At 72.0% G+C, this 17,517-nt stretch carries 19 protein-coding genes and 1 riboswitch; of the genes, 6 read left to right on the forward strand and 13 right to left on the reverse strand.

The features are described from left to right. Positions 1-5: 5 nt before the first annotated feature. The 4 genes from cbiM to JF542_RS05155 are packed head-to-tail and all read left to right on the forward strand — an operon-like array spanning position 6 to position 2,624. The gene (cbiM, locus tag JF542_RS05140; protein ID WP_207074992.1) at positions 6-617 is read left to right on the forward strand and encodes a cobalt transporter CbiM; all 612 of its coding nucleotides are present in this window, start codon (positions 6-8) and stop codon (positions 615-617) included. Continuing rightward, positions 614-1,195 (forward strand): cobalt ABC transporter permease, encoded by a 582-nt coding sequence (locus JF542_RS05145; RefSeq protein ID WP_207074993.1) that lies wholly within the window; start codon positions 614-616, stop codon positions 1,193-1,195. Before cbiM ends, JF542_RS05145 begins: the two co-directional genes overlap by 4 nt. Next, positions 1,195-1,977, forward strand: a complete 783-nt coding sequence (gene cbiQ / locus JF542_RS05150; RefSeq protein ID WP_207074994.1) for a cobalt ECF transporter T component CbiQ — start codon at positions 1,195-1,197, stop codon at positions 1,975-1,977. Before JF542_RS05145 ends, cbiQ begins: the two co-directional genes overlap by 1 nt. Continuing rightward, positions 1,974-2,624, forward strand: a complete 651-nt coding sequence (locus JF542_RS05155) for an energy-coupling factor ABC transporter ATP-binding protein (protein WP_207074995.1) — start codon at positions 1,974-1,976, stop codon at positions 2,622-2,624. Before cbiQ ends, JF542_RS05155 begins: the two co-directional genes overlap by 4 nt. Here JF542_RS05155 and cobF read toward each other — a convergent pair. Genes cobF through cbiE form a run of 6 tightly spaced genes read right to left on the reverse strand, consistent with a single transcriptional unit; the run spans position 2,621 to position 7,732 of the window. Then, positions 2,621-3,358 (reverse strand): precorrin-6A synthase (deacetylating), encoded by a 738-nt coding sequence (gene cobF, locus JF542_RS05160; protein WP_207074996.1) that lies wholly within the window; start codon positions 3,356-3,358, stop codon positions 2,621-2,623. The genes JF542_RS05155 and cobF overlap by 4 nt on opposite strands. After that, positions 3,351-4,088, reverse strand: coding sequence for a uroporphyrinogen-III C-methyltransferase (gene cobA / locus JF542_RS05165; RefSeq protein WP_207074997.1), 738 nt, complete (start codon positions 4,086-4,088; stop codon positions 3,351-3,353). Before cobA ends, cobF begins: the two co-directional genes overlap by 8 nt. Continuing rightward, the gene (locus JF542_RS05170) at positions 4,085-5,395 is read right to left on the reverse strand and encodes a cobyrinic acid a,c-diamide synthase CobB (RefSeq protein ID WP_207074998.1); all 1,311 of its coding nucleotides are present in this window, start codon (positions 5,393-5,395) and stop codon (positions 4,085-4,087) included. The genes cobA and JF542_RS05170 overlap by 4 nt, the downstream gene beginning before the upstream one ends. Beyond that, the gene (cobM, locus tag JF542_RS05175; RefSeq protein ID WP_207074999.1) at positions 5,395-6,183 is read right to left on the reverse strand and encodes a precorrin-4 C(11)-methyltransferase; all 789 of its coding nucleotides are present in this window, start codon (positions 6,181-6,183) and stop codon (positions 5,395-5,397) included. The genes JF542_RS05170 and cobM overlap by 1 nt, the downstream gene beginning before the upstream one ends. After that, positions 6,183-6,539 (reverse strand): cobalamin biosynthesis protein, encoded by a 357-nt coding sequence (locus JF542_RS05180; RefSeq protein ID WP_207075195.1) that lies wholly within the window; start codon positions 6,537-6,539, stop codon positions 6,183-6,185. Before JF542_RS05180 ends, cobM begins: the two co-directional genes overlap by 1 nt. Further along, positions 6,536-7,732 carry a precorrin-6y C5,15-methyltransferase (decarboxylating) subunit CbiE gene (cbiE, locus tag JF542_RS05185; protein WP_207075197.1) on the reverse strand — a complete coding sequence of 399 codons (1,197 nt, stop codon included), beginning with the start codon at positions 7,730-7,732 and terminating at the stop codon, positions 6,536-6,538. The genes JF542_RS05180 and cbiE overlap by 4 nt, the downstream gene beginning before the upstream one ends. A 13-nt stretch (positions 7,733-7,745) precedes the next feature. Here cbiE and JF542_RS05190 point away from each other — a divergent pair, with 13 nt between their 5' ends. Continuing rightward, complete coding sequence (locus JF542_RS05190) at positions 7,746-8,495, forward strand: cobalt-precorrin-6A reductase (protein WP_207075196.1); 750 nt, start codon at positions 7,746-7,748, stop codon at positions 8,493-8,495. Here the strand turns inward: JF542_RS05190 and cobJ are convergent. Genes cobJ through JF542_RS05225 form a run of 7 tightly spaced genes read right to left on the reverse strand, consistent with a single transcriptional unit; the run spans position 8,468 to position 16,488 of the window. After that, positions 8,468-9,214: a precorrin-3B C(17)-methyltransferase gene (gene cobJ, locus JF542_RS05195; protein WP_207075000.1), complete on the reverse strand. Its 747-nt coding sequence runs from the start codon at positions 9,212-9,214 to the stop codon at positions 8,468-8,470. The genes JF542_RS05190 and cobJ overlap by 28 nt on opposite strands. Next, positions 9,211-9,951 (reverse strand): precorrin-2 C(20)-methyltransferase, encoded by a 741-nt coding sequence (locus JF542_RS05200; protein ID WP_207075001.1) that lies wholly within the window; start codon positions 9,949-9,951, stop codon positions 9,211-9,213. The genes cobJ and JF542_RS05200 overlap by 4 nt, the downstream gene beginning before the upstream one ends. Next, entirely contained in the window at positions 9,948-10,577 is a 630-nt protein-coding gene (locus JF542_RS05205) for a precorrin-8X methylmutase (protein WP_207075002.1), read from the reverse strand. The genes JF542_RS05200 and JF542_RS05205 overlap by 4 nt, the downstream gene beginning before the upstream one ends. 3 nt (positions 10,578-10,580) lie before the next feature. Continuing rightward, positions 10,581-11,717, reverse strand: coding sequence for a cobalamin biosynthesis protein CobG (locus JF542_RS05210; RefSeq protein WP_207075003.1), 1,137 nt, complete (start codon positions 11,715-11,717; stop codon positions 10,581-10,583). After that, positions 11,714-15,013 (reverse strand): cobaltochelatase subunit CobN, encoded by a 3,300-nt coding sequence (gene cobN, locus JF542_RS05215; protein ID WP_207075004.1) that lies wholly within the window; start codon positions 15,011-15,013, stop codon positions 11,714-11,716. The genes JF542_RS05210 and cobN overlap by 4 nt, the downstream gene beginning before the upstream one ends. Positions 15,014-15,025: 12 nt before the next feature. Next, positions 15,026-16,081: a cobalamin biosynthesis protein CobW gene (gene cobW / locus JF542_RS05220; protein WP_207075005.1), complete on the reverse strand. Its 1,056-nt coding sequence runs from the start codon at positions 16,079-16,081 to the stop codon at positions 15,026-15,028. Continuing rightward, positions 16,078-16,488 carry a DUF1636 family protein gene (locus JF542_RS05225; protein WP_340689139.1) on the reverse strand — a complete coding sequence of 137 codons (411 nt, stop codon included), beginning with the start codon at positions 16,486-16,488 and terminating at the stop codon, positions 16,078-16,080. Before JF542_RS05225 ends, cobW begins: the two co-directional genes overlap by 4 nt. A 97-nt stretch (positions 16,489-16,585) precedes the next feature. Then, positions 16,586-16,797: riboswitch (cobalamin riboswitch) on the reverse strand. On the opposite strand from JF542_RS05225, the gene cobO reads away from it, so the two are divergent. Then, on the forward strand, positions 16,793-17,458 hold the full coding sequence (gene cobO / locus JF542_RS05230) for a cob(I)yrinic acid a,c-diamide adenosyltransferase (protein WP_242533595.1): 666 nt from the start codon (positions 16,793-16,795) through the stop codon (positions 17,456-17,458). It overlaps the preceding riboswitch by 5 nt. Positions 17,459-17,517: the final 59 nt, after the last annotated feature.

Genomic DNA, 17,517 nt, shown 5'->3' on the forward strand with positions numbered 1-17,517 from the left:
CGCGCATGCACATCGTCGACGGCGCCCTGTCGAACGCGGTGGTCCTCGGTGGCGGCATCGCCGCCGCCGGTGGCATCGCCATGGGCCTGAGATCGCTCGACATCGACCGGATCCCGACCGCGGGCGTTCTATCTGCAAGCTTCTTCGTCGCGTCGCTGATCCACGTGCCGATCGGGCCCTCCTCGGTGCATCTGATCCTCAACGGGCTGGCCGGGCTGCTGCTCGGCTGGGCCGCCTTTCCGGCGCTCTTCGTCGGCCTGTTGCTGCAGGCGGTGTTCTTCGGCTTCGGCGGGCTCACGGTCCTTGGGATCAACACCCTCAACATCGCCCTGCCAGCGGTGCTGGCGGGGCTGATTTTCGGGCGGCTGATCGGGCGCGGCACTCCCGGTCAGGGCGCGCTCTGGGGCGGCCTTGGCGGCGGCTTCGCCATCGCCGGGACAACCGCGATGGTCGCCCTGTCGCTGGCGCTGTCGGGAGACGCGTTCCTGCCCGCCGCCAAGCTCGTGTTCTTTGCCCATATTCCGGTCATGGCCATCGAGGCGCTGCTCACCGGCTTTGCCGTGCTGCTCGCCCGCAAGGTCAAACCGGAGCTCTTCACCCGGAACGCCATCGCATGAGACATCTTTTCCTGATCGCGGCGCTGCTCTGCGCGCCACTGCCCGCTCTGGCCCACAAGGTCATCGCCGGTGTGTTTCCGTCCGGTGATGCCATCGAGGGCGAGCTCGGCTTCTCGAACGGCGACATGGCCGCGGGGACCGAGGTCGTCGTGACCGGGCCGGACGGGGCCGAGCTTGGCCGCACGATCACCGACGAGGACGGCTTCTTCCTCTTCGTCCCGACCGCGCCCGTCGCTCACACCTTCCGTGCCGATCTCGGCGCCGGTCACGTGGCCGAAGTCACCATGCCGGCCGAAGAGGTGGCGGGAATCCTCGGTGCCGCCGCACCCGCCACCCCGGAGGCCGAACCGCCCGCCGCTCCTGCCCCCGACGCCGACGCCAGCATGGCCGCGCTTGCCGAGACCCAGCGGCGGGCCATCGCCGAGGCGGTGCGCAACGAGATCCGCCCGTTGCGTCGCGAGATCGCCGCCTATCGAGAGCACAACGACCTGCAGACCATCCTCGGCGGCATCGGCTATATCGTCGGGCTGTTCGGGCTGGGCTTCTACCTTGCCGCACGGCGCAGGCTCGCGGGCTGATGGCACATGCGCTCGGACATCGCGAGGCGACCCTCTCCGAGGCCGGCGACAGCGATCGGGCGGGGATCATCGGAGCACTCGATCCGCGTCTGCGCATCGTCATGGCCTGCCTTTTCGGCACCGTCACGGTGGCGCTGACCTCGCTGCCGGCGCTCTGCGCCGCGCTGGCCACGGCGCTGCTGCTACTTGCCGCGTCGCGGTTGCCACCGGTGCCCACCCTGAGGCGGATGGCAATGATGGACGGCTTCATCCTGTTCATGCTGGTGCTGCTGCCGTTCTCGGTCCCGGGCCCTCCGATCGTCACGATCTGGGGCCTCACCGCCAGCTGGGCCGGGCTCTGGCAGGCGGTCGAGATCGCCCTGACCGCCAATGCGGTGATCCTCGCCCTGATGGTTCTGGTCGGAACGCTCGAGCCGGTGACGCTGGGCCACGCGCTGCACAGGCTGCGCTGCCCCGAAACGCTGGTGCACCTGCTGATGTTCACGATCCGCTATATCGAGGTCCTGCGCGAGGAATACCTGCGCCTGCGCGGCGCGATGAAGGTGCGCGGCTTCCGCCCCGGCAGCAACTGGCACACCTATCGCAGCTTCGGCTATCTTGTCGGCATGATGCTGGTACGGGCCATCGAACGTTCCGAGCGCATCCTCGGGGCGATGAAATGCCGGGGCTTCTCGGGCCGGTTGCTCCTGCTGCAGGACTTCGCACTGACCGGGCGCGACCGGGTCGTCGGCGCGGCGATGACCGCGCTCTGCCTTGGCCTTCTGCTGCTGGATACCCTATGACGCTGCTCGATCTGCGGGACATCCGCTTTGCCTATCCCGGCCATCCGCCGGTGCTCGACGGGGCCTCGCTCCGCCTTGCGCCCGGCCAGCGCCTGTCCCTGACCGGGCCCAACGGTTCGGGCAAGTCGACCCTTCTGCGGATCATCATGGGGCTGCAGGCGCCGGACTCGGGTACGATCACCGCGTTCGGCACATCACGCTCGAAAGAGGGCGATTTCCACGAGCTGCGGCGCCGCGTCGGTCTGGTCTTTCAGGATCCCGACGATCAGCTCTTCTGCCCGACCGTGGCCGAGGACATCGCCTTCGGCCCGCTCAATCTCGGACGTTCTCGGGACGAAGCGCTGGCCATCGTCGACAAGGTTCTGGACGATCTCGACCTCATGCACCTGAAAGGGCGCATCACCCACAAGCTTTCGGGGGGCGAGAAGCGTCTGGTGACGCTGGCCGCAGTGCTGGCGATGGAGCCCGAGGCGCTGCTGCTCGACGAGCCGACAAACGCGCTCGACACCAAGAACGAGGCGCGCCTGCTCGAGATCCTTTGTGCCCTGCCGCAGGCGATCCTCCTGGTCAGCCACGCCCCCTCTTTCCGCGCGGCGTTGGCGCCCGAGGCTCTGGAGCTGCGCGACGGGCGTCTGGTGCCGGTCTAGACCGGCGCGCGGCGCAGCAGGTAGGTGTCCATGATCCAGCCATGCCGGGCACGGGCCTCGGCTCGCTGCGCCACGATACGCGGTCCGGCCTCTGACAGCGCTCCGTGGTCGAGCACCTGCTCCGGCATCCCGAGAAATGCGCCCCACCAGATCCGAAGCCCCTCGGGCGGCAGTTTGCGGAAGCTGCATTCCCCGTCGAGCATCACCACCACGCTCTCGACACCCTCGGGCCAGCCCCCGTCGCGCAACCTCCGGCCGGTGGTCACCGTGACCGCGCCGTTGATCGTGTTGAACGGGGTCGCGTGGGCGGCGGTCAGGGCCTGCAGGGCGGTAATCCCCGGCACCACCCGCAACTGCGTCGGCCCCGGCAGCCGCGCGGCGATGCGCAGGGTGGAATCGTAAAGTCCCGGATCGCCCCACACCAAGAGCGCCACCGGCCCCTCTGGCGCGCGCTCCAACGCCGCCTGCCAGCGCACGGCGATGGCATCGTGCCAGCGCGCGACCCGCTCGGCATAGGGCAGCGCCTCGTTGCGCAACGGCATGTCGAAAGGGATCACCTCGGCGGCGCTGCCGGACTCCGCGAGGATCGCAAGCCGCAGATGCGCGAGATCGTCCTTGCCCGCCCCCTTGCGCGGCAGCAGCACGCAGGCCGCCTCGCGCAGGGCCTGCCGGCCCTCGAGCGTCAGGTGCGCCGGGTTGCCGGTGCCGATGCCGATCAGCCAGAGCTCAGTCATCGAAGCCCACCCCGATTTCGGCCAGCGGCCCGTAGAGGATCAGCGCCGGCGCGTCAGCAAAGCCCGCCTGCAGGCGCTCGGCCAGAGTGGCGACGGTGCTGCGGTGGAGCTGCTGCTCGGGGGTCGAGACCGCCTCGGCCAGAAGCGCCGGGGTCCCGGGCGGCAGGCCGCGCGCGAAGAGCATCTCGGCGAGCTTGGGAAAGGTGCGCTTGCCCATGAACACCACCGTCGAGGCGCCGGCATCCGCGAGCGCCGCGAGGTCGATATCGTCGGGCAGCGCGCCGGTGGCGCCGTGCCCGGTGACGAACTGCACCCGCCGCGCGGTGAGCCGCCGGGTCAGAGGGATGCCGCAGGCCGCCGCCGCCGCCACCGCAGACGGCACGCCGGGGATGATCTCGTACCCGATGCCGGCCTCGCGCAGCGCCAGAAGCTCTTCTTCGAGGCGGCCGAACAGCCCGCTGTCGCCGGATTTCAGCCGCACCACGCGCTGCCCGGTGCGGGCATAGTCGACCAGCAGCCGGCTGACATGGTGCTGCCGGGGCGAGGCCCGCCCGGCCCGCTTGCCGACCCCAACCAGATCCGCCTTGGGGTTGGCATGGGCGAGGATCGGCCCGGCGGAGAGATCGTCGAACAGCACCGCCTCGGCGCGGCCCAGCCGGTCCACGGCCTTGAGGGTCAGCAGCTCCGGATCGCCGGGGCCGGACCCCACGAAACTGACGAATCCGCTCATGACGCGCGCTCCTCTTGCGAGATCAGGTGAAAGAAGGTGCCACTGACAGGGCCGCGATGCGAGCCGGTTTCCGGCACCAGAGCGCCGTCGGCATCCGCGACCTCGGCCAGCGCCGGATCGGGCTGCTCGAGGATGGTCGAGTAGTGGAACTCGTGCCCGCGCAGGGCGGTGCCCGCCGCGTGGCCCGGCATCGGCGCGTGCAGCACCGCCCGGCGATAGCCGAGGTGGAACTTGCGCCGCTCGTAGCTCGTCACCAGCCCCAGCAGGCCCGCCATTTCGTGCCGGGTGCCATCCTTGTCGATCAGCCCCTGCCCCAGAACCATGTAGCCGCCGCATTCGCCATGCACCGGGCGGGTCTCGGCATGGGCGCGCAGCCCGGCGCGGAACCGCCGCGCCGCGGCCAGCCGGCCGGCGTGCAGCTCCGGGTAGCCGCCGGGCAGCCAGACCAGATCGGCGCGTGCATCGGGGGCCTCGTCGGCCAGTGGCGAGAACGGCAGGATCTCGGCCCCCGCCGCGCGCCAGCCCTCGAGCAGGTGCGGATAGGTGAACGAAAACGCCGCATCCTGCGCCAGCGCGATGCGTTGCGCGGGCGGCGCGGGCAGCGGCCCGGCCTCGCCCAGCGGATGGCCGGAGACGGCGGCGCGGATCGCCGCCAGATCGACATGGTCACGCAGGAAGGCCGCGTAGCCCGCAATCGCGGTCTCGAGATCAGGATGCTCCACCGCCTGAATCAGGCCCAGATGGCGCTCGGGCAGGGTCAGGTCGCCACGCCGCGGCAGCACGCCCAGCACCGGCAGGCCGGCGCGCTCCATGCCCGCCCGGATCAGCCGCTCGTGCCGGGGGGAGGCCACGCGGTTGAGGATGACCCCGGCGAAGGGCAGCTCGGGCATGTAGCTGCGGAACCCCAGCGCCGTGGCGGCGGCGCTCTGCGCCTGTCCGCCCACGTCGAGCACCAGCACCACCGGCCAGCCCATGCGCCGCGCGGTCTCGGCGCTGGTGCCAAAGCCGCTGAGGCCGCGCGTCGCGACCCCATCGTAGAGCCCCATCGAGCCCTCGGCGACGCAGATCCCGGCGCCTGCCGCCTGCCCGGCAATGGCCGAGAGCAGCCCCTCGCCCATCGACCAGCTGTCGAGGTTGAACGAGGGCCGCCCGCAGGCGGCGCGGTGGAAGGCCGGGTCGATATAGTCCGGGCCCGACTTGAACGCCTGCACGGCGAGCCCGTCCTCGGAGAGAGCGCGCAGAAGCCCGAGCATCACCGTGGTCTTGCCGGTGCCCGAGGACGGGGCCGAGATCAGAACCCCGAGCATCAGTCTTCGCTCCAGCCCGACCACGGGCTCGAGGCGCTTTGCGGGCGGTAGCGCCGGTCGTAATCGGGGGCGTAGAGGCAGCTTTCGTCAAAGCCCTCGCCGGCCAGCGCGGGACCCACGAGGATCAGCGCCGTACGGGTGATCTGCGGCTCCATCCGGGCCTCGATATCGGAAAGCCGGCCGCGCAGGATGCGCTCGTCGGGCCAGCTCGCCCGGTAGACCACCGCCACCGGGCAGTCGGCACCGTAGACCGGCGCAAGCTCGGCCACCACGGTCGCGAGGTTCTGCACCGACAGGTGCAGCGCCAGCGTCGCGCCGGTTGCGGCGAAATTGGCCAGCGTCTCGCCCTCCGGCATCGAGCTGGCCCGGCCCTGCGTCCGCGTCAGGACCACCGACTGCGCCAGCCCCGGCAGCGTCAGTTCCGCCCCGAGCGCGGCGGCGGCGGCGGCAAAGGCCGGCACGCCCGGCGTGACCGAGACCGGGATGCCCTCGGCCCGCAGCCGCCGCAGCTGCTCGCCCATGGCCGACCAGACCGAGAGGTCGCCGGAATGCAGCCGTGCCACGTCTTGGCCTGCCGCGTGCGCGGCGCGGATCTCGGCCACGATCGCATCGAGGTCGAGCGCCGCGGTGTTGACGATGTGCGCCCCCTCCGGGCAATGCGCGAGCACCGCCTCGGGCACCAGCGAGCCGGCATAGAGGCAGACCGGGCAGGCCGCGATCAGGTCGCGCCCGCGCAGGGTCAGCAGGTCTGGAGCGCCGGGTCCGGCGCCGATGAAGTGAACCGTCATTAGGGGTCTCCTGTCGCGATGGCGCATGTGGCCATCCTGTCGGGTGAAATCTGGCGCGGTGCGAGCAGGCGCGCGCCGGGGCCGGCCGCCGCGAGCGCCGTGGCCTCGGCAACGCTGCCGGTGCCCCGCGCCGCGACCGACGCCGCGGAGTTAGTCGCGGTCGGCTGGTCGAGCGCTGCGGCAGGCAGCGCGTGGACCGGCAGGTTCAGCGCGTGGGCAAGGGCGCGTAAGGCCGGGTGCGCAGCCTTGTCCTCGGCGGTGGCCAGCGCGTCCGGTGCCGCCCCGGTCAGCGCCAGCGCGTCGGCAAGGCTCTGCGCGCTGACCCCTGCCCGGAATCCGAACCCGGCGACGATCACAACGTCACACTCCACTGCACGACGGGCCGCGACGGCGTCCAGCCGCGGCGGCTTCCCAAGGGCGCCGAAGCCGCCAGTTCGATGCGCAGCAGGTCGCCACCGCGCCGGACCTGCGCCTCAAGCAAAAGCGCCTCGGTCTCGAGCGTCACCGCGTTGGCCACGAGACGCGTGCCCGGCGCGAGCCGCGCCTCGAGCCAGCCGAGCAGCGCCGCATCGAGCCCGCCGCCGATGAACACCACATCCGGCGCCTCCTGCCCGTCGAGCGCCTCAGGCGCCGACCCGGTGACGACCTGCAGCCGGTCGACGCCGAGCCGCCCCGCGTTGCCTCGGATGCGCGTCGCCCGATCGGCGCGCGGCTCGATGGCGGTGGCGCTGAGCGAGGGGTGCGACAGCAGCCACTCGATGGAGATACTGCCCGAGCCGCCGCCGATGTCCCACAGGTGCTCGCCTTGCCTCGGGGCCAGCGCCGACAGGGTCAGCGCCCGCACCGGGCGTTTGGTGATCTGGCCGTCGCTCTCGAACCAGTTATCGCCCCGCCCCGCGGCGAGCGGCAGCGCGGCCCCCGGCCCCGCCACCTCGAGCGCGACACACAGAGGATGCGCGAAATTGCCGTGCAAGGCATCTGCGCGGCTGGTCGTGATCCGCTCACGCGGGCCGCCGAGCGCCTCCATCACCGTCACACGCGAGGCGCCGAACCCCGCCTCGCAAAGGACGCCCGCAAGCGCCGCCACCGCGTCCCCGTCGCGCAGCGTCAGCACCAGTCGCGCGCCGGGCGCCAGATGCGGGCGCAGGCGGCTCAGGGGGGCGGCGTGCAGCCCGAGGCACAGCACGCTCTCGAGGCCCCAGCCCATCCGGCTCGCCGCCAGCGAAAAGCATGACGGCCCGGGCAGCGCGCGCCACTCCCCGGGACCCAGATGACGCGCCAACACCGTCCCCGCCCCGCACCAGAACGGATCGCCCGACGCCAGCACCACCACCCGCCGCCCGCGCAAGGCCAGAAGCTGCGGAATGCCGTCGGCGAAGGGCACCGGCCAGGCGATGCCTCTCGCCTGCACGTCCGGCAGCAGCGCGAGGTGGCGTGGCGGCCCCATCACGACCTCCGCCGCATCGAGCGCGGCAAGGCTTGCGGGCGGCAGCCCTTCCGCGCCATCTTCGCCGAGCCCGACAATCGTCAGCCACGGATCCCTCATGATAGCCTCACCAGACATGCCGCGCCCCCTTCTGCTTGGTGGCACCACCGAGGCCTCGGCCCTCGCGGCGCTGCTGGCCGGGGCCGGCATCGCGGCGCGGCTGTCGCTCGCAGGGCGCACCAAGGCGCCCGCCGCGCAGCCGTTGCCGACCCGCACCGGCGGCTTCGGCGGGGCGGAGGGGCTGGCGCGCTACCTGCGAGAGCAGCGCATCACCCATGTGATCGACGCAACCCACCCGTTCGCCGCGCAGATGAGCCGCAACGCCGCGCAGGCCTGCGACGCGCTGAACCTGCCGCTCCTCGCGCTCAGCCGGGCGCCGTGGCAGCCGCAGGCCGGGGATCGCTGGCAGCGCGTGCCCGACATCGCCGGCGCGGTGGCCGCGCTCGACCGCCCCGCGATGCGGGTCTTTCTCGCGGTGGGCCGGATGCACCTCGAAGCCTTCGCCGCCCAGCCACAGCACCACTATCTGCTGCGCCTCATTGATGCGCCGGAGGCGGTGCCGCTGCCGCGCCACGACTGCGTCGTCGCGCGCGGCCCCTTCACGCTCGCAGGCGATCTGGCGCTGATGCGCGCGCATGGCACCGAGCTCGTGGTCGCCAAGAATGCCGGCGGCCCCGGCGCGGTGGCCAAGATCGCCGCCGCGCGCCAGCTTGGGCTGCCGGTTCTCATGATTGACCGGCCCACCCTGCCCGACCGGGCCGAGACCCACGATCCAAGGGCGGTGATGCGCTGGCTCGGTCATGCCGACCTCGGGGTGAAGACGTAAGGCGCGCCCGTCCGCGCGATCACCCGGGTCCGGGAGGAACCCACCAGCACCACCGTGCGCATGTCGGCCATCTCGGGCCGGCACTCGGGCAGCGGCACCACGCGCAGCGATTCCTCGGGGGTCGACACGGCGCGGGCAAAGATCACCGGGCGGGCGTCGTTGCAGGCCTCGCGGAGCAGGTCGAGCGCACGGACGAAGCCCTCGGGCCGCGCCTTGGAGCGCGGATTGTAGAGCGCCATGGCGAAATCCGCCTCGACCGCCAGCCGCAGCCGTTTCTCGATCAGCGCCCAGGGCTTGAGATTGTCGCTCAGGTTGATGGCGCAGAAATCATGTCCGAGCGGCGCGCCGGCCCGCGCCGCCGCCGCCAGCATGGCGGTGATGCCGGGCAGCACCTCGATGCGCAGATCGCACCACGCGGGCGGCCCGGCCTCCACCGCCTCGAACAGCGCCGAGGCCATGGCGAAGACGCCGGGATCGCCCGACGATACCACCACCACGCGCCGCCCCTGCCCGGCCAGCTCGAGCGCATGGCGCGCCCGGTCCAGCTCGACCCGGTTGTCGGAGGCGTGCTTGACCAGTCCGGGCCGGTCGGCCACGCGCGCGACGTAGGGGATGTAGCCGATCACGTCGGTGGCCGCGGCCAGCGCCGCGCGCACCTCGGGCGTCACCAGCGCCTCGGCGCCGGGTCCGAGCCCGGCCACCACCACGCGCCCGGTCATGGCCGCCGCCCCTGTCCATGCACCACGATGATCGAGAAATAGGGCGTCACCCGGCCCTCGGCCTCGGCGAGGCGCTGCACGCTCTGCCCCGGCATCGAGGCGAACTCCACCAGCCAGGCGGCATCGAACCGCCCGGCGCGGCGCAGCGCCCGGCGCACCTTGTCGAGGTTGCGCCCGATCTTCATCACCACCAGCGCGTCGCTTTCGGCCATGCGCGCCGCGAGCATGTCCTCGGGCAGCGTGCCCATGAGCACGCTCAGCATGTCGTCGCCCCAGGTGATCGGTGCGCCGGTCGCGGTCCAGGCCGCCGACATGCCGGTTATCGCCGGCACCACCTCGAGCGGCACCCGGTCGGCCAGCCGCATGTAGAGATGCATGAACGAACCATAGAAGAACGGATCGCCCTCGCAGAGCACCACCACGTCCTCGCCGGCCTCGGCCAGCGCCGCGAGCCGCTCGGTGCAGGCCTCGTAGAACTCCGCCAGAAGCCGGTTGTACTCGGGGTCGGTGAACGGGATCTCGGTGGTGACCGGGTATTCCATCGGCAATTCCTGCGCGCCTTCGGGAAGCAGCCCCTCGACGATGCCGCGCGCCTGCCCCTTGCGCCCGGCCTTGCGGAAGAAGGCCACGTGGCGCGCGCCGCGCAGCAGCCGGTCGGCGCGCACGGTCATCAGGTCCGGATCGCCCGGGCCGAGACCGAGGCCGTAGACCGTGCCGGGAGGGACCGCGCCGCTCATTCGGCGCGGCTCGCGATGGCGTTGACGGCGGCCACGGTGATGGCGCTACCGCCGAGCCGGCCCTCGACGACGCAGCAGGGCGTTGGCTGGTCGGCCCAGAGCGCCGCCTTGCTCTCGGCGGCGCCCACGAACCCCACCGGGCAGCCGATGATCGCCGCCGGGCGCGGGCAGCCGGGGTCCTGCAGCATGTTGAGCAGGTGGAACAGCGCCGTCGGCGCGTTGCCGATCGCCACCAGAGCGCCCTCCAGATGCGGCCGCCAGAGCTCCAGCGCGGCGGCGGAGCGGGTGTTGCCCATCTCCTTGGCCAGCGCGGGCACCTGCGGATCATGCAGGGTACAGATCACCCGGTTGTCCGCCGGCAGGCGCGGGCGGGTAATGCCCTCGGACACCATGCGCGCGTCGCACAGGATCGGCGCACCGGCCCCGAGCGCGGCCCGGGCGCGGGCGGTGAAGCCCTCCGACAGCCGCACATGCGCCTCGAGCCCGACCATGCCGGCGGCATGGATCATGCGCACCACCACCGGTTCGTCCTCGGGGGGGAACCGGTCGAGCGCGGCTTCGGCGCGGATGGTGGCGAAGCTCTCGGCATAGATCGCCGCGCCGTCGGTCTGGTAGGTATAGGTCATCGGCTAGATGGCTCCGGTCACAAGGTCTTCGGGGCTGAGCCCGGTTCGGTTTGGGGGGTCGCCGGCGCAGCCGTCCTCGACGAGGTCGAACCGGCCGTCGCGCCCGACAAGGGTACGGGCGGCGGGGCGCGCGCGGGCACAGCCCTTGGCGCAGCCCGAGACGTGCAGCCCGCCCGGTCCCGCGGCATCGCGGGCCAGTCTCGCAGCCAGTTTGCGGGCCAATGGCCGCGTCTCGACGCTGGCCGAGGCGCAGAATGGCGCGCCCGGGCAGGCGTCGACGCCAAGCAGGGGGTCGCCGGGCGCGGTGATGAAGGGGCCGGCAGGCAGGTCGGCGACCCCTTCGAGCAGCAGCATCCGCCACGGCGTCACGCGGATCGCCGGTGCATAGCTGTCGTCCAGCAGCCGCGCCAGCTCGGCAGCGTCGAATTGGCCGAAGGCGGCGCCGATCACCATGCCCGCCGCGTGCGGCCCCGGCTCGGGGGGCACGCCGGCGGCGCGGGGCGCCTCGGTTTGCCAGCCCTCGGGCAACGCTGCCTGTCCGAGCACCGCGCGCATCCGCCGCGCGCTGTCGCTGCGCCGGGCGTCGAACCACCGCGCCATCTCGAGCAGCGCCGGGATCGCCCCCTGCTCCGGCACCGGCCTGCCGCTTGCGGCCCCGTCGGCGCGCAGGATCAGGCCCGAGGTTCCGCGCTCGAACCGGAGATCCGCCGAAGCTCCCGCCAGCAGCGGCGCCACGCCGGTGTCGATGGCAAAGCCTACCTTCGCCGGCAGCTCCGGCAGCGCGGGCAGCGCCGCGAGCAGCGCCTGCGTGAGGCGCTCTGTCAGATCGCCTGCGTGCCAGAACGGCGTGACAAGCACGTTGCGCCGGCGTTCGAGGCTCGCATCGGCATCGAGCAGATGAAGCCGCGCCAACTCCTGCAGCAGCACCTCGTGATCGGCCTCGGCCACGCCGCGGATCTGCAGGTTGGCGCGGCTGGTCAGATCGATGACACCACTGCCGAAGCGCTGCGCCAGTGCCGCAAGCCCCAGCGCCTGCGCGCGGTCGAGCCTCGCCAGCCTCGGACGCACCCGCACCACCAGCCCGTCGCCCGACATCATCGGGCGATGCGCGCCCGGACACCAGCCCTTCACCCGGCTCATGCCCCCGTCTCCAGCGCGGCACGGATCGAATTGCGCCGGCTCTGCCACAGCCCGGCCTCCGCCAGGGCCCGGAACCGCGCCCGCAGCGCCTCGAGCGCCTGCGGGTTGGCCTCGGCCATGAAGCCCGCGATGTCGTCATCGCCCAGCGTGGCCTCGTAATAGAGATCGAAGAGATGCGGCCCCACGACCCCGGCGAGATGCGCGAAGGCGGCCATGTGATCGAGCGTCGCGGCGATCTCGGCGGCACCGCGAAAGCCATGCGCCCGCATCCCCTGCATCCAGCCGCGCGACCCGGCGCGGGCCTGCACGACGCGCGCGACCTCCTCGCTCAGCGCGCGGGCACGCGGGCGCGCCGGATCGGTGTTGTCGAGATGGTAGAGCCGCGCCGCGCCGCCGGTGATCTCCGTGGCCGCCGCAAAGCCCGCCTCGTGCGCGGCATAGTCGGCGGCCAGCAGCAGGTCGCTCTCGGGCAGGTCTTGCGGGTGCACGAAACCGTCCGCCGCGGCGACCTGCCCGCGTAGCCCGGCGGGATCATGCGCCGCGGTCTCGCCGTCGAGCGCCCAGCTCGAGGCCGCCAGCCACGCCTCGCCGGCGCGGCGACGCCCGTCCTCGCTGTAATCCTCGAGCGCGTCCAGCATCCCCAGCCCGAAGCTGCCCGGTCGCGGCCCGTAGACCCGCGCGCCGGGGCGCAGGACGTAGGGGTTGAAATCCGCCGCCTCGTCGCGGGCCGCGAGCGCCCGCACCGCGCTGGCAAACAGCGCCGAGAGCGTGGGAAAGACATCGCGGAACAGTCCCGAGACCCGCAGCGTGACGTCGATGCGCGGGCGGTCGAGCTCGGCGATGGGCAGCACCTCGATGCCGCTCACCCGCTCGCTGCCCGCATCCCAGACCGGGCGGCAGCCCAGCAGGTGCAGCGTCATGGCGAACTCCTCGCCGGCGGTGCGCATGGTGGCCGAGCCCCAGAGATCGACCACCAGCCCGCGCGGCCAGTCGCCTTCGTCCTGCAGGTACCGGCGGACAAGCTCGTCGGCGAGGCGCACGCCCTGAGCGTGGGCGGCGCGCGTCGGCACCGTGCGCGGATCGGTGGTGAAGAGGTTGCGCCCGGTGGGCAAAACGTCGCCCCGGCCCCGGTAGGGCGAGCCCGACGGCCCCGGCGCGATCCACCGGCCCTCGAGCGCCGAAAGCAGCGCGGCGCGCTCCGCGTCGACCGAGGCCGCGGTCTCGAACGGGGCGCCGGGCCGCGCCGGGCGGCCCCAGACATGCAGCCCCTCGCCGAAATGGCTTTCCTTCACATCGCAGACGAAGCGGTCGATGCGGGTGATCGCCTCGGCGCTGCACCCGGCGGCATCGAGCCCCAGATCGTCCTCGACCCCGAGGCTGCGGGCCTCCTCCCGGATGTCGCCCTGCAACCGGTCGCGGCGGCGCGGGTCGAGCCCGTCCGCCGTGGAGAACTCGTCCAGCAGCGCCTCGAGCCGGGCCAGCCGCTCCGGCGTGCCGGCCTGTTTCAGCGGAGGCGGGATGTGGCCCAGCGTGACCGCGCCGATGCGGCGCTTGGCCTGCGCCGCCTCGCCCGGATCGTTGACGATGAACGGGTAGATCACCGGCAGCGCGCCGGTCAGCGCCTCGGGCCAGCAGCGCTCGGACAGCGCCACCGACTTGCCCGGCAGCCATTCCAGCGTGCCATGCGCCCCGATATGGACCAGCGCGTCGGCCCGGCCCTGCAGCCAGAGATAGAACGCCACGTAGCCATGGCGCGGCACGCGCTGCAGATCGTGGTAGTCGTCCTCGCGCCGCGCGGGCGTGCCGCGCTCGGGCTGCAGGGCCAGCAGCCCCGCGCCAAGTTCGACCGCCGGAAAACGGAACGCGCCGTCCTCGCAGCTCGGATCGTCCTCCGGCGCCCCCCATGCGGCGGCGAGATCGTCGCGCAGCGTCTGCGGCAGGGCGGCCAGCGCGGCGCGGTACTCTGCAAGCGGCCAGCGCAGGTCGCGCGCCATCAATCGCGCGGTCAGATCCCCCGTCGTCGCCGGAATGTCGTAGCCCGCCGCGCGCAGATCCTCGAACATCGCCGCCGCCGAGGCCAGCGCGTCGAGCCCGACCGCGTGGCCCATCTGCCAGTCCTTGCCGGGATAGGTCGACAGCACCAGCGCCACCCGCCGCTTCGCCGCGTCGGACGAGGACAGACGCAGCCAGCCCGCGACCCGCGCCACCAGTGCGGCCACCCGCGCCGCGTGCGGGCGGTGGACCATGCGGGCGAATTGCAGCGCCGGATCGCGCGTGCCCGACTCCTTGAACGAGATCACCCCGCCGCTGAGCCGCCCGTCGACTTCGGGCAGCACCACGTGCATGGCCAGATCGGCCGGCGAGAGCCCGCGCTCGGCCTCTTCCCACGCGCGCCGGGTAGAGGTCGCGAGCGCGGCCTGAAACACCGGCACTCCGGCCACGTCGAGCACCGAGCCGCCGCTCTCGCCACGGCCCGAGAACGCCGTCAGGTTCACGATTGCATCCGGGGCGAACGCCCTGATCGCTCCCTCGATCTCATCGGTCAGCGCGGCGACCTTGAGCGAGGGCGCAAACAGCGCCAGAACCTCGGCCCCCTCGGCGCGGAACTGCGCAAACAGCGCCTCGACCGGGGCCATGTCGGCGGCCACGAGGTAGGAGCGGTAGAACACCACCAGCACCCGGCGCCCGGCCAGTGCGCCCTGCGGATCAACCGAAGCGCGCGGCGGCACGCTCTCGATCACGCCGTGCTCAGGCGTCCAAAGCCCCCACGGCGGCAGCGCCTTCGAGCCCGGCACCGGCCCGGCATAGAGCCCTGCCGCCAGCGCCATCTGGGCCAGCGCCGCCTGCGCCGCCACCGCGCCGCCGGTGTCGCAGAGAAGCGCCAGCCGCCGCAGGGTCGAGCCCGGCAGGGTCGAGACCGCATCGAGCTGCGCATCCTCGCGCCCGTCGGCGGGAAGCACCGCCAGCGCGATCCCTCGTTGCTGCGCCAGCACCCGCACCTGCGCCAGACCGTAGGACCAGTAGGGCATCCCGCCGATCAGCCGGATCAGGATGCCCTTCGCGCCCGCCAGCGTCTGCTCGACATAGGTGTCGACCGACAGCGGATGCTTCAGCGCCGCGAGATTGGCCAGCCGCAGCTCCGGCAGGCCGCCAGCCGCCCGGTGCCACGCCTCAGCGAAGGCCCCGAGATCGCTGTCGGAGAACGACAGCACCACCAGATCCGCCGGGCTCTGCCCGAGATCGGTGGGGGTCTCGCTTTCCTCGAGCCCGTGGCTTTCGCGGAAGATGACGTGCATGGCGGGCGGGCCTTACTCGGCGGGTTGGCGGACGGTGCCGAGCGCCGCCTCGATCACGTCGCGGCGGATGTCGTCATGCTCGGCGATCACCACCAACCGGCCCTGCCGCGCCTCGCCCGCGCCCCAAGGCCGGTCGAACTGGTGACGCACCCGCGCACCGACCGCCTGCACGAGCAGGCGCATCGGCTTGCCCGCCACCGCGGCATAGCCCTTGACCCGCAGGATGTTGTGCTCGCGCGCGAGCCCCTCGATGGCGCGGACGAGGGCGGCGGGATCCGACAGCTCGGGGAGCTCCACCGCGATCGAGTCGAACTCGTCGTGGTCGTGGTCATGCGGGGTGTCGTGGTGGCTCGGGCGCGCCGCCATGTCATCCTCGGCCGCCGCCTCGAGCCCGAGGATCACGCGGGCATCGACCACGCCCTCGGCCACCTCGATCACCGGGATCGGGCGCGGCGCCTCGGCGGCGATGATCTCCCTGGCGCGCGCGACGCCGTCGGGACCGGCGAGATCGGGCTTGGTCAGCAGCACGATGTCGGCGCAGGCGATCTGGTCCTCGAACACCTCCGACAGCGGGGTCTCGTGATCGAGGCTGTCATCGGCGGCGCGCTGCGCGTCGACCCGCGCCACGTCGGGCGCGAAACGCCCCGCCGCCACCGCCTCGGCGTCGGCCAGCGCGATCACGCCGTCGACGGTGATCCGCGAGCGGATGTCGGGCCATTCGAACGCCTTCAGGAGCGGCTTCGGCAGCGCCAGCCCCGAGGTCTCGATCAGGATGTGATCGGGGCGCGGCTCGAGCGCCATCAGCGCCTCAATGGTGGGGATGAAGTCATCCGCCACGGTGCAGCAGATGCAACCGTTCGACAGCTCCATGATGTTCTCGGCCGGGCAGTCGGGGATCGCACACCCCTTGAGGATCTCGCCATCGACGCCCACATCGCCGAACTCGTTGACCACCACTGCAAGGCGCTTGCCGCCGGGGGTCTTCATCAGCTCGGTGATCAGCGTGGTCTTGCCGGAGCCGAGAAAGCCGGTGATCACGGTGACGGGCAGCTTGCTGAGGTCGCTCATTGGTCGGTCTCCTGAACGGGGTCTGGAAAGGTCGCGGGCGGCACGCGCGCCACGCAGTTGCGCTTGAAATGCTCCGGACGCTCGCGCCACGGGATCAGCCCGTCGGCGGTGGCGTGATAACGGCCGGCGCCGTCGAGCAGCGTCTCGGCATGGGCCTCGTCGTCGAGCTGCCCGTAGACATAGGTCCACCGGCCCGCGCCGCGCAGCGCCACGGTGCAGCCCGCCTCGCAGTTTTGCAGGCACTCCACGGCGCGCAGCCGCACCCCCTCGGGGGGCCCGAGCGCGCACAGCCGGTCGTAGAGGCGGCGCCCCGGACGGCGGTCATCGGCGGGCGCCTCGGCGCCGCGGCGGCACTTGACGCAAACGAGGAGCTCGCTCTCGGCGCTGGATTGTGGATCGTTCTGCACAGGCCTCTCCGCTGGTGTCGGCAAAGGCATGCGAGCAGGATCACCCCCGGCATGAACCGGCGGCATGAACCCGTCCCCGGCACACCCCGTCCGGTCTTGGTGTCGTCTTGCGCTGGCAGGTCTCCCGGCTTGCGGATGCAGGATGGCAGCGCCATCCAGCGGCCCCCCTGCCTTCCCGGCGCGAGGCCAGTGGCGGTGGAGGACCTTTCCGGTCACGGTCGCGGGGGCGGCTGCGCTTGACCCGGTTTCCCGGGCTGGCGCATTCCCTTTTCACCTGTTTACACAGGCACCAGCGTGGTGCCAGATGCGCCGCAATTTCCGCCCTTGTCAAGCGAAGGAGCTTCCGGTGAGCGACGAGACACCCGCCGACGAAAACGCCCGTCACAAAGAAAAGATGAAGAAAATCAAGGCCGCCCGCGACAGAATGATGCAGGGAAAGACCGAGGAGAAAGGCCTGATCATCGTCCATACCGGCCCCGGAAAGGGCAAGTCCTCCTCGGGCTTCGGGATGATCATGCGCTGCATCGGGCATGGCATGCCCTGCGCCGTGGTCCAGTTCATCAAGGGCAACTGGGTCACGGGCGAAGCCGAGTTCCTGCGCAACCGCTTCTCCGAGGAATGCCGCTTCTTCATCTCCGGCGAGGGCTTCACCTGGGACACGCAGGATCGCGAACGCGACATCGCTGCGGCGCGGAACGGCTGGGAGATCGCCAAGGCCCAGATCCGTGACCCCGAGATCCAGTTCGTGCTGCTTGACGAGATCAACATCGCGCTGCGCTACGATTACCTCGACATCGACGAGGTGGTGGATTTCCTCCTCACCGAGAAGCCGCCGATGACCCATGTCTGCCTGACCGGGCGCAACGCCAAGCCCGAGCTGCTCGAGGCGGCCGACCTCGTGACCGAGATGACGCTGCTCAAGCACCCGTTCAAGGATGGGGTGAAGGCACAGAAGGGCGTCGAGTTCTGAGACCGCACGCGGCGCGCAACGCACCGGACAACTGGCGGCGGTGAGAGGCTTTCCCGCCC

It is taken from the genome of Salipiger bermudensis, from assembly GCF_017309175.1.
GTDB classification, from domain to species: domain Bacteria; phylum Pseudomonadota; class Alphaproteobacteria; order Rhodobacterales; family Rhodobacteraceae; genus Salipiger; species Salipiger bermudensis.